12 protein-coding genes are annotated in these 12,491 nt (G+C 66.8%); 3 read left to right on the top strand and 9 right to left on the bottom strand.

Going from position 1 to position 12,491, the window contains the following annotated elements; translation table 11 throughout:
• Nucleotides 1-38: 38 nt before the first annotated feature.
• From HBF24_RS00255 to HBF24_RS00245, 3 genes are all read left to right on the top strand, one after another.
• A complete protein-coding gene (locus HBF24_RS00255; protein ID WP_167167221.1) occupies nucleotides 39-629 on the top strand; it encodes a YdeI/OmpD-associated family protein in 591 nt (196 codons plus the stop codon).
• A 31-nt stretch (nucleotides 630-660) separates the two neighbouring features.
• Complete coding sequence (locus HBF24_RS00250) at nucleotides 661-1,125, top strand: hypothetical protein (protein WP_167167218.1); 465 nt, start codon at nucleotides 661-663, stop codon at nucleotides 1,123-1,125.
• Between the two features lie 220 nt (nucleotides 1,126-1,345).
• Entirely contained in the window at nucleotides 1,346-2,101 is a 756-nt protein-coding gene (locus HBF24_RS00245; protein WP_167167215.1) for a DNA/RNA non-specific endonuclease, read from the top strand.
• A gap of 111 nt (nucleotides 2,102-2,212) precedes the next feature.
• Here HBF24_RS00245 and HBF24_RS00240 read toward each other — a convergent pair whose 3' ends face one another.
• The 9 genes from HBF24_RS00240 to HBF24_RS00200 all read right to left on the bottom strand — a co-directional run bounded on the left by HBF24_RS00240 (nucleotide 2,213) and on the right by HBF24_RS00200 (nucleotide 12,403).
• Nucleotides 2,213-3,016 carry a ferritin-like domain-containing protein gene (locus tag HBF24_RS00240; protein WP_167167212.1) on the bottom strand — a complete coding sequence of 268 codons (804 nt, stop codon included), beginning with the start codon at nucleotides 3,014-3,016 and terminating at the stop codon, nucleotides 2,213-2,215.
• A 124-nt stretch (nucleotides 3,017-3,140) separates the two neighbouring features.
• Nucleotides 3,141-4,616 (bottom strand): amidophosphoribosyltransferase, encoded by a 1,476-nt coding sequence (gene purF, locus HBF24_RS00235; protein WP_167167209.1) that lies wholly within the window; start codon nucleotides 4,614-4,616, stop codon nucleotides 3,141-3,143.
• Nucleotides 4,617-4,630: 14 nt separating this feature from the next.
• Complete coding sequence (locus HBF24_RS00230; protein ID WP_167167206.1) at nucleotides 4,631-5,248, bottom strand: CvpA family protein; 618 nt, start codon at nucleotides 5,246-5,248, stop codon at nucleotides 4,631-4,633.
• 37 nt (nucleotides 5,249-5,285) lie between these two features.
• Nucleotides 5,286-6,356: an SPOR domain-containing protein gene (locus tag HBF24_RS00225; RefSeq protein WP_240922023.1), complete on the bottom strand. Its 1,071-nt coding sequence runs from the start codon at nucleotides 6,354-6,356 to the stop codon at nucleotides 5,286-5,288.
• Nucleotides 6,357-6,432: 76 nt separating this feature from the next.
• Complete coding sequence (gene folC, locus HBF24_RS00220) at nucleotides 6,433-7,692, bottom strand: bifunctional tetrahydrofolate synthase/dihydrofolate synthase (RefSeq protein WP_167167203.1); 1,260 nt, start codon at nucleotides 7,690-7,692, stop codon at nucleotides 6,433-6,435.
• Between the two features lie 91 nt (nucleotides 7,693-7,783).
• On the bottom strand, nucleotides 7,784-7,942 hold the full coding sequence (locus HBF24_RS00215; protein ID WP_167167200.1) for a hypothetical protein: 159 nt from the start codon (nucleotides 7,940-7,942) through the stop codon (nucleotides 7,784-7,786).
• Between the two features lie 113 nt (nucleotides 7,943-8,055).
• Complete coding sequence (locus tag HBF24_RS00210) at nucleotides 8,056-10,821, bottom strand: heavy metal translocating P-type ATPase (RefSeq protein ID WP_167167197.1); 2,766 nt, start codon at nucleotides 10,819-10,821, stop codon at nucleotides 8,056-8,058.
• The gene (locus HBF24_RS00205) at nucleotides 10,818-11,243 is read right to left on the bottom strand and encodes a heavy metal-responsive transcriptional regulator (protein WP_167167194.1); all 426 of its coding nucleotides are present in this window, start codon (nucleotides 11,241-11,243) and stop codon (nucleotides 10,818-10,820) included. The genes HBF24_RS00210 and HBF24_RS00205 overlap by 4 nt, the downstream gene beginning before the upstream one ends.
• Before the next feature lie 35 nt (nucleotides 11,244-11,278).
• Nucleotides 11,279-12,403, bottom strand: coding sequence for an SLC13 family permease (locus HBF24_RS00200; protein ID WP_167167191.1), 1,125 nt, complete (start codon nucleotides 12,401-12,403; stop codon nucleotides 11,279-11,281).
• Nucleotides 12,404-12,491 lie beyond the last annotated feature (88 nt).

The raw sequence follows: 12,491 nt of genomic DNA, 5'->3' as shown, positions 1-12,491 counted from the left end.
GATGATGGGCGTGGATATGCCGGGGAGGGTTTATCGCCATGACATCGCACAATCGGCGCGTCGATGCCTATATCGACCAGGCCGACAGTTTTGCGCGCCCGCTACTCACGAAACTTCGAGCCACGCTGCTGGCGCATCCGGCGGGACTGACCGAAGCCATCAAATGGGGCGCGCCAGCCTATCTCCATCAGGGCAAGCTCGTGGCCGGCTTTGCTGCTTTCAAGCAGCACTGTCGGTTGCGTCTGTTCCAGTCCGAGCAGCTGCCCGCCAGTGCACGCCACCTGATCGACGACCATCAGCATCTGCAACATCTAGACGATTTGCCCGACCAGACGACGCTGCATGCCTATGTCGATGCGCGTATCGCGCAGCTTGAATCAGGCCAACGCCACACCCCCAAGCGCACACCAAAGCCCGAGGCGAGCGTTCTCGATGACCTGTCAGCGGCCCTCAAGGCTCACCCCAAGGCAGCGGCAAACTTCCAGGCATTTGCTCCCGGCCAGCGACGCGAGTACATCGAATGGATCACCGAGGCCAAGCGCGAAACTACCCGCGCCAAGCGACTCGCCACCACGATCGAATGGCTGGTCGAGGGCAAGAAGCGACATTGGAAATACGAAAACTGCTGAATCCCCCAGGGTCACCCCCAAAGGAAAACTCATGATCAGCCGTTACATCCGCTGCGCCGCCATGGCGGTGGTATCAGTCGCCGTCGTGAGACCTGTTTATGCCGGCCGATCGGTGACACCGCCGCTGTCACCGGTGCAGATCATTGCCCAGGTCCGCGCCAGGGCACCAGCCACCGTGATTGGCCGCTTTGAATTCACCGTCCGTTCCGTGGGTCATAAAAGAGGGACGCTGTTCATCGACTCGATGACAGATTACCGCGACCCGGAAAACGTGACGCTGACGCTGCGCCGGCAGCAGGCTCAAGCCGTTCGCCAGGCGCTGCATCTGTCCTCGGACCAGATGCTCATCGGCCAGACCCTGCTGATCGACGGCTGGGCACGGCGCAAGCGCATTGAGTTCGTCAACAGCCCAGGCCACACGCCGCAAGGCCGGCATTACTTTCAGACCTGGCTTTATGTGCATGGCCCCGATGATATCCATATCGCGCCACGCTAAGGCGGCGGCGGGACACCCGAGTCAGATACACACCAACATCATCTGAAAAGGTGGCAGCGAGAATCAGTCCATAAACCCTTCCTCGCCTCATGCCCTCGAGTCGGCAGTGATACCGCCATCACGGTTCTAGACACTGCCTGAGGACATCGGTGTCCCACTCCATGCGCTGTCACATTCCAGCGCCAGCATCGCTCGCTCTTAATCAAAGAGAGTGAGCATCATGAAAAAACACGTGTTCGGCTGGCTGGCCACGGCCGCCCTGGCTTTTTCGCCACTGGCGGTAGCCGGCACGGCCTGCCCGCAGTTCTTTTTGAACGGGCAACAGCCCACGGTGAGTGCTAGCGAAAGCTCGCGCACCACGCAGGTGTGCTATCAGGATTACGTGCTGATGGCCTCGGGAGTCACCAAGGAAAACCTGTATTCGGCCGAACACCTGACCGCCGCCGAAGTGGCGGCCAACGCCACTTTCAGCCGCACCGGCTCGTGGCACCAGGATGCCTACATTCCCGATGCCGATCGCGCTTCCAGTTCCGATTACACCAACAGCGGCTATGACCGCGGCCACATGACGCCGGCCGGCGATCCGGGCTCACCCGATGCCGAGCGCGAAACCTTTTCCATGGCCAACGTGGTGCCGCAGTATCCGGGCCTGAATCGTGGCGAGTGGGAAAAGATCGAAAAGCAAACGCGCAGCCTGGCCACCGCCAACGGCTACGTGGATGTGGTGACCGGCCCGCTGTTCACACGCACGCCGGTGCGCACCATCGGCAGCGACCAGGTCGCCATCCCCGACTACACCTGGAAGGCCATCTACGTGCCGGGCGAAGGTGCCGCAGCCTACCTTTGCACCAATGACAGCGCGGAAATGTGCCAGGTGGTGTCGGTGCAGGAAATCGCCGACCTGTCGGGCGTGGACCCGTTCCCGTCCCTGAGCTCAAGCCAGAAGGCCAACCCGATCGCGCTGACCGTGCCCTGAGGCTTGGCCGCCCGAGCACTCACGGGCAGGCTCGGGTCTGCGCACAAAACAGCCCAAGGGTACGGCCGTGCCCTTGGGCCTGGTGTCACACCCTCGTCTTCATCGGCGCCGTTACAGCCCCGCTTCCAGCTCGGCCAGCTCCTCATCGGTGAAACCAGCCTCGCGGCGGGCCTGGGTATTGAACGGGCCTTTCAGCTTGCCGCGCATATGCTCGTCCAGCAGGGCGCGGAAGGTGGCGCGCGACGCCAGGCCATCGCGCTCGCAACACCAGCGGAACCAGTGCGTACCGTAGGCCACGTGCGCCACTTCCTCGCGAAGAATGATTTCCAGCGCCGCCACCGTGCGCTCGTCGCCGGCACGCGTAAGGCGCTCGATCATGCCCGGCGTGACATCCAGCCCGCGCGCTTCCAGCACCCGCGGCACCAGTGCCATGCGCGCGGTATCGCTGTGCGCGGTTTTCACCGTCATGTCCCACAGGCCGTTGTGGGCGTCGAAGTCGCCATAGGCATGGCCCAGCTCGGCCAGCCGCACCGACAGCAGGTTGAAGTGGCGCGCCTCGTCATGGGCCACGCTGGCCCAGTCGCGATAGAACTGGGCCGGCATGCCACGGAAGCGATACACCGCATCCCAGGCCAGGTTGATGGCGTTGAACTCGATATGCGCCACCGCGTGCACCAGCGCCACGCGACCGGCTTCGGTACCCAGGCCGCGCTGCGGCAATTGGCGCGGGTGCACCAGACGCGGACGCGGCGGCCGGCCCGGCTCGCCGATCGGCTCCGGCGGCGACGCCCCGGTCGATGGAGCCAGCTCGCCGGCCAGCAGGCGTTCCCAGGCCTGAAAGGTCAACGCCACCTTCTGCGCCGGATCGGCACAGTCCAGGCAGCGCTTGGCTACGGCGAAAAGGTCGTCGGTCATGATGAAACCCAAGTCTAACGACCCGGCTGAGCCGCCGCACATGTCCGGCGCAAGGCGCTTGTTCGGGTCAAGGCGGCGCGCACCCGGCGTGCGCTATCGGCGCAGGTCGGGCCCGGATCAGACCTCAGGCGCTGCGACGCTCGGACTTGGCATCATCCGAGCGCAACATTTCGATTTGCGCCAGATAGGCCGGGTCGATGCCGGTAACGTACTCGCCCGAGAAGCAGGAGGTATCGAACTGGGTCAGGTCGTCGTTGCCGTCGGCCACCGCCCAGATCAGATCGTCCAGATCCTGATAGATCAGCCAGTCGGCGCCGAGCAGACGCTGCACGTCTTCCACGCTGCGGCCGGCGGCAATCAGCTCGGAGGCGGCAGGCATGTCGATGCCGTACACGTTCGGGAAGCGCACCGGCGGCGCCGCAGAGGCAAAATACACGTTCTTGGCACCGGCCTCGCGCGCCATCTGGATGATCTGGCGCGAGGTGGTACCGCGCACGATGGAGTCGTCCACCAGCAGCACGTTTTTCTTGCGAAATTCCAGATCGATGGCGTTGAGCTTGCGGCGCACCGATTTCACGCGCTCGCCCTGCCCCGGCATGATGAAGGTGCGGCCGATGTAGCGGTTCTTGACGAAGCCTTCGCGGAACGGCACGCCCAGCACCGCGGCCAGCGCACTGGCGGCCGTGCGCGAGGTGTCCGGAATCGGAATCACCGCGTCGATGTCGTGGTCGGGCCAATCGCGCAGGATCTTCTCACCCAGCTTCTCGCCCATGCGCAGACGCGCCTTGTACACCGACACATCCTCGATCATCGAGTCGGGGCGGGCCAGGTACACGTATTCGAAAATGCACGGCGAATGCTTGGGCGACTCGGCACACTGGCGCGAGTGCATCTGGCCGGTCTCGGAAATGAACACCGCCTCGCCCGGCTCGACATCGCGCAGGCGCTCGTAACCCAGGATATCCAGCGCCACCGACTCGGAGGCCACCGCATATTCGCGGCCCTCGGCGGTCTGGCGATGGCCCAGCACCAGCGGGCGGATGCCGTTCGGATCGCGGAACGCCACCAGGCCATAGCCCAGGATCAGGCTAATGCACGCATAACCGCCACGAGCGCGCTCGTGCACACCGGCCACGGCCTTGAAGATGTGATCGGGCGTCAACGCCATGCGGCCCTGGATCTGCAGCTCGTGCGCCAGCACGTTGAGCAGGATTTCCGAGTCCGAATCGGTGTTGATGTGGCGCCGATCCTCCTCGAACATCTGCTTGCGCAGCGCCTCGGTGTTGACCAGGTTGCCGTTGTGGGCAAAGGCGATGCCGTAGGGCGAGTTCACGTACAGCGGCTGCGCCTCGGCGGCCTCTTCACCACCGGCGGTGGGATAGCGGCAGTGGCCGATACCGGTGCTGCCCAGCAGCTTGTCCATCGCCTTCTGGTTGAACACGTCGCGCACCAGGCCCGAGCCGGTGTGCAGACGCAGGTGGTTGCCGTCCACCGTGGCAATGCCGGCCGCATCCTGGCCGCGGTGCTGGAGCACCGTGAGTCCGTCGTAAAGCGACGACGCCACATTGGTGGTGCCGACGATACCGATGATTCCGCACATGATGGAAGCCTGCTCTACTGCGAGTTCGTCGTGGCCGGACGTGCCGGCGCGGGGGAAGAGGCGCCTGCTGCGGGCGCATACATGGTGTCGGGTGTGCCCTGACGCAAGGGCAGCGAGGCCGGCAACCGGGCCGCGGCCTCGGTCACCGGGTGCAGATAGCGGCGCACGGTATCAGGCAGACGGTCCGACAGCCACCCCGCCGCGCCCTCGAAGGTGGGCATCAACTGCGACTGGTGCCACCAAGGGTCGCGCGTGACCGGCGTGAAACCCAGCAAGAACACCGCCAGCGTCACCACCAGCGCGCCGCGCGCCAGGCCGAAAAGCATGCCCAGCATGCGATCGGAGCCGGTCAGCCCGGTGCCCTCGATCAGCCGTGCCATCACAAAGCGCAGCAGCGCGCCCAGCAGCAGCACGCCCAGGAAACACAGGCCGTAGCCGACCAGCATGCGTGCCGAGGGCAGCGAAATCAGGCCATCGAAAAACCGCGCCACGCGATCGCCAAAGCTCCAGGCCACCCAGAAGGCGGCAATCCAGATCAGCAGCGCCAGCACCTCGGCGACAAAACCGCGCCAAAGGCCCATCAGCACGGATACGGCCAATATCGCCAGAATGGTGTAATCGGCCCAGTTCAACGCCGTCTCGCCCCCGTGGTTGCTTGTCCGCGCGCGCTCAGGGCACGGTCACCACAACGCCGTTCTTGTGCAGCTTGGCCTGGATGCGGCTGCGCAGTTGCACGGCATCGGCGCGGCTGGTCTCGGGACCGGCGCGCACCCGCCACAGCGTGCGGCCGCCGGATTTCACATCGTCGACAAAGCCGTCAAAGCCCTGCGCACGCAAGCTGTCGCGCAATTTGATGGCGTCGGCGCGGGTGCTGTAGGCGGCCAACTGCACGGCCCAGCCACCGGCCTTCTTGCCCAGCGCATGCGCGGGTGCGTCGTGGCCCTGATTGGCGGCATCTTCCTGCAACGCCACGGGCGCGCTGGGGATGGAGGATTTGAGCTTGAGTCGCGCCTTTTCGGCCTCGGCACGGGTGCCGAAAGGGCCGGCCTCCACCTTGGCCGCCGGTTTGCCGCCGATGTGCACTTCACTCACGTTGACCGGATAGCCCAGCGCCCGCACGCGGCGCAGCAGCTTCTGCGCGTTCGACTTGTCCGCGTAGGCGCCCAGGCTGATGGTGTAATGGCCCTGCGCCGCCGTGCCCGGCGCGCTGGACGGTGCCGGCTGGGTCGGTTTGGGTGGCGTGCTGGCCGGTTTGGCCTTGGGCTCGGGCGGCTTCGGAGCCGGCTTGGGTGGCGCCGGCTGCGGCGCGCTCCTGGGCGCCTGCTCGCTCGGCGCCGGCGCGCTGGCGGCATCGTCCGAGGCGCCCTGGGTGGCCTCCTGCGCCTGGGCCGGGGCGTTATCGCCCGCGCCGGCCTGCGGCGCTGGACTGTTTTCCGGGTGCACGTCCTGCGGGCGGCGCGACGGAATGTTCACCGTCGCCAGGTGACCGCTCTGACCGGGCTGCACCTGCACGCCACCCGTATCGCCGGACTGGCCGTTGCCGGCGGTGCTGCCGGCCGGCGCCACGCTGAGCGTGCGGCTCTGCATCTGGCTGTCCGGCGGCGGCGGAATGTTCAGATCCAGCGACTGCTCCTTGCCCTCCTTGGGCGGCGCACCGGGAAACAGCATGGGCACCACGATCACGGCAATGGCGATCAGCACTCCGGCACCGATCAGGCGGGTTTTCAGGGCAGGCTCCATGAGCATCCTCAAGGTGGCATTCGGCGGCGATTATAGCGCGCGCGTCAATGAGATCGGGGCGCGCTGGCAACAATCCTCACGCGGGCGAAGCCAGCACCTGCGAGGCAACGAAGAACGAACCGAAGATCAGCACCAGATCATCGTTCTGCGCCGCGGCCAGCGCCGCCTCACGGGCGGATATCACATCAGAAAAGCAGCTGGCACGGGCATCGGGCAAGGCCCGCAGCAGCGCACGGTTCAGGTTGTCCACGGCCATGCCGCGCGCGGTGGCCTGGGCCAGATCGGCCAGGTACCAGCGGTCGATGCGCTCACCCAACGCCTGCACCACGCCGGGTACGTCCTTGTCGGCCAATGCACCAAACACCGCCAGCACCCGGCCCCGCGTGGCGCGCGCATCCAACCATTGCGCCAGCGCTCGGGCCGCCTGCGGGTTGTGCGCCACGTCCACCACCTGTGCCAGTTCACCGGGCAACGGCTGTAGACGCCCGACCACCTGCGCACTGCGCACGCCTTCGGCCAGGGCTGTCGGCGAGCAGGCCAGCCGTGGCGCCAGCGCCTGCAGCGCGGTGATCGCCGCGGCCGCGTTGGCGCGCTGACATGGCGCCTGCATATGAGGCGCCGGCAAGCACAGGCGGGCGCCGTCCACGCCCTGGAAAACCCAGCCCTGCGTCGCCGGCTCGGCGTGAAAGTCGACACCGGCCCGCAGCACCATGGCCTGACGCTCGGCCAGCGCGGTAAGCAGCCCTTGCGGTGGCTCGGCCTCGCCAATCACCACCGGTCGGCCGGCGCGGGCAATGCCGGCCTTTTCGCGGCCAATCTGGTCGCGATCGTTGCCCAGCCAGTCCATGTGATCCAGGTCCACCGTGGTAACGATGGCCACATCGGCATCGACGATATTGGCCGCATCCAGACGCCCGCCCAACCCCACTTCGATCAGCGCCACATCCACCTGCGTCTGTTCGAAACACAGCAGCGCGGCCAGTGTGCCGAATTCGAAATAGGTCAGCGGCAGCTCGCCGCGGGCCTGTTCGATGCGCTCGAACGCCGCGCACAGCATGGCATCGTCGGCCATGGCGCCATCGATGCGCACACGCTCGTTGTAGCGATCGATATGCGGCGAGGTATAGGCACCGGTGCGGTAGCCGGCGGCGCGCAGCATGGCCTCGAGAAAGGCCACCGTGGAACCCTTGCCGTTGGTGCCGCCGACAATGATGTTGAGCGGGCCCTGCGGCTGTCCCAGGCGGCGCCAGACCTCGGCCACGCGCTCCAGCCCGAGATCAATGCCACGGGCATGCACGCCAAGCTGATAGTCCAGCCATTGCTCGAGAGTCTTCACGGACCGCGCGCCTTCTCGCTCGCAGGGGAAAGGCGCGCATGATGACCGCGGTCGCGTTTACCCGCAACACGCCACGCCGCCAGCGGCCGGTTCAGTGGCGGCCGAACACCCAGTAAAGCGCCCAGGCCATCCCGAACAGGCTCCAGAACGTCTTGCGCAGGCCACGCCCCAGCAACCATACCGTGGCCAGGCCCAGCAGCCAGGGCATCCACTTGTCCAGCGTACGTTCCGAGCTGTTGTGCACGTTCATGATGGTGTCCCCGGCAGGGCCCGAAGGCCGATGCACACCATCTTGCCGCCGCCGGCGCGTGGCCGGCAGCGGCAAACATCAGCCATCGCCGCTGACGACTGTCACCTTGACGCTCAATCAAGCGGCGCCTTGCGCAGGCGCAGCGCGTTGCTGACCACCGACACCGAGGACAGGCTCATGGCCAGCGCGGCCATCATCGGCGACAGCACAATGCCGAAGAACGGATACAGAATGCCGGCGGCCACCGGTACACCGACGGCGTTGTAGCAGAAGGCGAAGAACAGGTTCTGGTGGATGTTGCGCACCGTGGCCTGCGACAACGTGCGGGCGCGGGCGATGGCACCCAGATCGCCACGCACCAGCGTGACCTGCGCGCTCTCCATGGCCACGTCGGTGCCACCGCCCATGGCCATGCCGACATCGGCTGCGGCCAACGCCGGTGCATCGTTGATGCCGTCACCGGCCATCGCCACGCGCCGGCCTTGCGACTGGAACTCGCGCACCACCTCGGCCTTGTCGGCAGGCGAGACTTCCGCACGCACGTCCTCGATATCCAGCGCCTCGGCCACGTGTCGCGCGGTGGTGGCGCTGTCGCCGGTGAGCATGACCACGTGCAGGCCGGTACGGCGCAGCGTTTCCAGCGCCTCGGGCGTGCTGGTCTTCAACTTGTCGGCCACGGCCAGCACCGCCACCACGTCGCCATCGACGGCCAGGAACATGGCCGTGGCGCCGCGGCTGCGAAGGTCTTCGGCATTGCAGCTGACCTGCTCGCCAAGCGGCGCGGACACCGCTTGCATCAGCGCCGGGTTGCCCAGCGCCACGGCATGGCCTTCGACCTGACCGCGCACGCCCTGGCCGGCGACGACCTCGAAATCGGCCACCGGCGGCACATCCAGCCCGTCGTCCGTGGCCGCCTGCACGATGGTGCGCGCCAGCGGATGCTCGCTGGGCTTCTCCAGCGCCGCGGCCAGCGCCAGCGCCCGCTCGCGCTCGAAGCGGCCCACGCAGACGATGGACGAAAGCGCCGGCTTGCCCTCGGTCAGCGTGCCGGTCTTGTCCACCAGCAACGTGTCGACTTCACGCAACGCCTCGATGGCCGAGGCATCACGGAACAACACGCCGTTCTGCGCGCCGCGACCGCTGGCGACCATGATCGAGATCGGCGTGGCCAGACCCAGCGCACACGGGCAGGCGATGATCAGCACCGAGACGCCGGCAATCAGCGCATGCGCCAGTGCCGGCGAGGGCCCAAACGCCATCCACAGCACAAAGGCCAGCACCGCGCAGGCCACAACGATCGGCACGAACCACGCCGCGACGCGATCGGCCACCCGTTGCAGCGGCGCCTTGGAACGCTGAGCCGAGGCCACCAGCGAAACGATCTGCGACAGCATGGTGTCGGCGCCGACCTGGGTCGCGCGCATGGTCAGCGCGCCATCCTGGTTGACCGTGCCGCCGGTGACCTTGTCGCCGACGCTTCGCGCCACCGGCAACGGCTCGCCGGTGAGCATGGATTCGTCGACGTGACTGCGGCCCTCGGTGACCTCGCCGTCGACCGGCACCTTTTCGCCCGGTCGTACGCGCAGAATGTCGCCCTCGGCCAACTCGTCCAGCGCCACATCGTGCTCGCTGCCGTCGGCGTCGATGCGCCGGGCCGTTTTCGGGGCCAGCCCGAGCAGTGCGCGCAAGGCGGCGCCGGTACGTCGGCGCGCGCGTGATTCGAGGAAATCGCCCAGTGTGACCAGGGTGACGATCACCGCCGCCGACTCGAAATACACCCCGACGCGCCCGTTGGCGTCGTGGAAGCTGGGCGGGAAGATGCCCGGCGCCAGCAGCGCGACCACGCTGTAGACAAAGGCCACGCCGGTACCCAGCGCGATCAGCGTGTACATGTTCGGCGACCACGGCTTGAGCGAACGCGCGCCGCGAAGGAAGAACGGCGCCCCGCCCCACAGCACCACCACGCTGGCCAGCAGTGCTTCCAGCCAGCCACCGACACGCGCCACGCCGGGCGGCCAGGCCTGTCCACTGACATGCGGCCACATCGCCCACACGAACACCGGCAGCGTGGCCGCGCACAACGTCCAGAAACGCCGCCCCATGGCGCGCACTTCGGCGTCGCCGTCATCGTCCAGACTGGGCATGGCCGGCTCCAGCGCCATGCCGCACTTGGGGCAGTCGCCGGGGCCGATCTGTTCGATCTCCGGATGCATCGGGCAGGTATAGACCGCACCGGGGTCGGCCTTGGGTTGCGGCGGCGCATCGCCCAGATAGGCTTGCGGATCGGCCTCGAACTTCTCGCGGCAGCGTGCCGAGCAGAAGTGGTAGGCCTGGCCGTCGACCTCGGTGCGATGCTTGGGATGCTCCGGATCGGTCTTCATGCCGCACACCGGGTCCAGCCGGCCGGCATTGATCTCGCGATGGCGCGCCTTGGCCAGAATCGCCTTGGGGTCGTCCTGGAACGTCTGCTTGCAGCCCGGATTGCAGAAGTAATACGTGCGCCCCTCGTACTCGGCGGTGTGCTTGGCGCCGGCGATGGCCACCTGCATGCCGCAATTGGGGTCGGTGGCCGTTTCAGCCGACGCTTCTTCCTTGCCCGCGCCACCGCAGCAACCGCCTTCATGGCGCGATGACGCCCCACCGCAGCACGAGGCCGCTTCGGCATCCCTATCGGCAGCCTTGGCCAGCACCGCCTCGGGATGGGCCAGAAACGCCTGTTTGCAGCCATCGCAGCAGAAATAATACGTGCGCCCGTCGTGATCGGCGCGGTGCTTGGCGCCATCGATGCTCACCTGCATGCCACAGTTGGGATCGGTGGCCGTGGCCGCGGAATCGGCCTTGTGGCCGCCGCAGCAGTGTCCGGAATCGTGCTCGCTCATGCGTCCTCCTCGCTGCCCAGCGCTTTCAGGATCGGACAGGTGTCCAGATCGCCATGGCCCGGGCAGGCATCGATCAGTGTCTGCAAACCGCCACGAATGCGCTCAAGTTCGGCCATGCGCTGCTCCACCGCCGCCAGCCGCTGCTGCGCCCGCTGTTTGACGCCGGTGACGCCACGCTCGCGGTCGGCCGACAACGCCATCAGCTCGCGCACCTCGTCCAGGCTGAAGCCCAGCTCCTTGGCGCGGCGGATGAAGCGAAGCTGCTCGATGGCCTGATCGCCGTAAACGCGATAACCCGAGGCGCGGCGTGCCGGCGCCGGCAACAGCCCTTCGCGCTCGTAATAGCGGATGGTGTCCACACCCACACCGGCGCGACGCGCCACCGTGCCGATGCTGAACCCGGTTTCATTCGTGGTTTTCATGAGCATAAGCCTAAACCCTTGACCCAGGTCCAGAGTCAAGACCTCAAGCAAACAAAGGCCACCACGCCGCCGCCCACCACCGCCAGAAATGGCAGCGACCACAGATGAAACTTCCACCACACCGCCCGGCTGCCTTCCAGGCGCAGCGCGATGAAATTGGCCAGCGAACCCACCACCAGCCCGAAGCCGCCCACATTCACCGCCACCGCCAGCCACAGCGTGTGCGAGGCCACGCCCTTCAAGGCCACCGTGGCCGGCACATTGGAAATCACCTGCGACAGACCCATGCCCGCCAGCAGCGTGGTCAGCGCTTGCGACCAGTCCAGCCGGTGCAGCGCCTGCGTCACCATGGGCACCTGCGCCAGATGCCCCAACCCCAGCAACATGCCGGCGATGGTCGCCAGCAGCGCCCAGTCCACCTGTGCCAGCACGCGCCGTTCCAGCAGCAGATAAAGCACCACGGCAAGCAGCGCCGCCAGATACGGCAAGCCGCACTCCATCAGCACCAGCACCGCGATCAGCGCCAGCGCGGAGATCGCGCCCAGGCGCGGTCGGCAGATTTCATGCGCGGGCGCCTGCTCATGACGCAGCAAGGGTTTGGCGGGAAACGCAAACCAGGTCGCCAACACCAACACCAGCGCCATCAGCGCCACGGCCGGCGCCATTGCGGCGACAAATCCGGGCATGGACAGCCCCGATTGCTTCCACAGCAGCAGGTTCTGCGGATTGCCCACCGGGCTGAGCGCCGAACCGGTATTGACCGCCAAGGCTTCGAAAATCACCAGTCGCTGGCGCGGCAGATGCACCATGTCGGCCAGCGCCAATGTCAGCGGCACCAGCAGGAACAGGCTGATGTCGTTGGTCAGCAGCATGGACGTCAGCGCCGCCAGCGATACCAGCACCGCGGCGATCGCACGCTGTGTGGAAAGCCGCGCCGCCATCCGTCGTGCAAACGCCTGCACGTAACCGCTTAGGCGCACGCCCTGCGCCACGGCCAACAACGCCAGCAACGAGGCCAGCGAGCCTGGCTGCGCCCAGCGCCACCAGTCCGACAGCGGTCGCGGGTCGTAAACACCCACCGCCAATGTGAGCACCAGCACCGCGCACAGCACCGGCTCGGCCGCCAGCCAACGGCCCAGGGCGCGCAGTCGCCCAGTCACGCCTTGCCTCGCACGTTGCCCATCATCATCGCTCTCGATATCGCCGGCCGTTGATGCCAGCGCTTAGCGCAAGACGCTAGCGGGCGGC

Source organism: Oleiagrimonas sp. C23AA, assembly GCF_011759385.1.
Lineage (GTDB): Bacteria > Pseudomonadota > Gammaproteobacteria > Xanthomonadales > Rhodanobacteraceae > Oleiagrimonas.
Note: the sequence above shows the minus strand (reverse complement) of the source record. Positions and strands in the feature narration are given on the sequence as shown.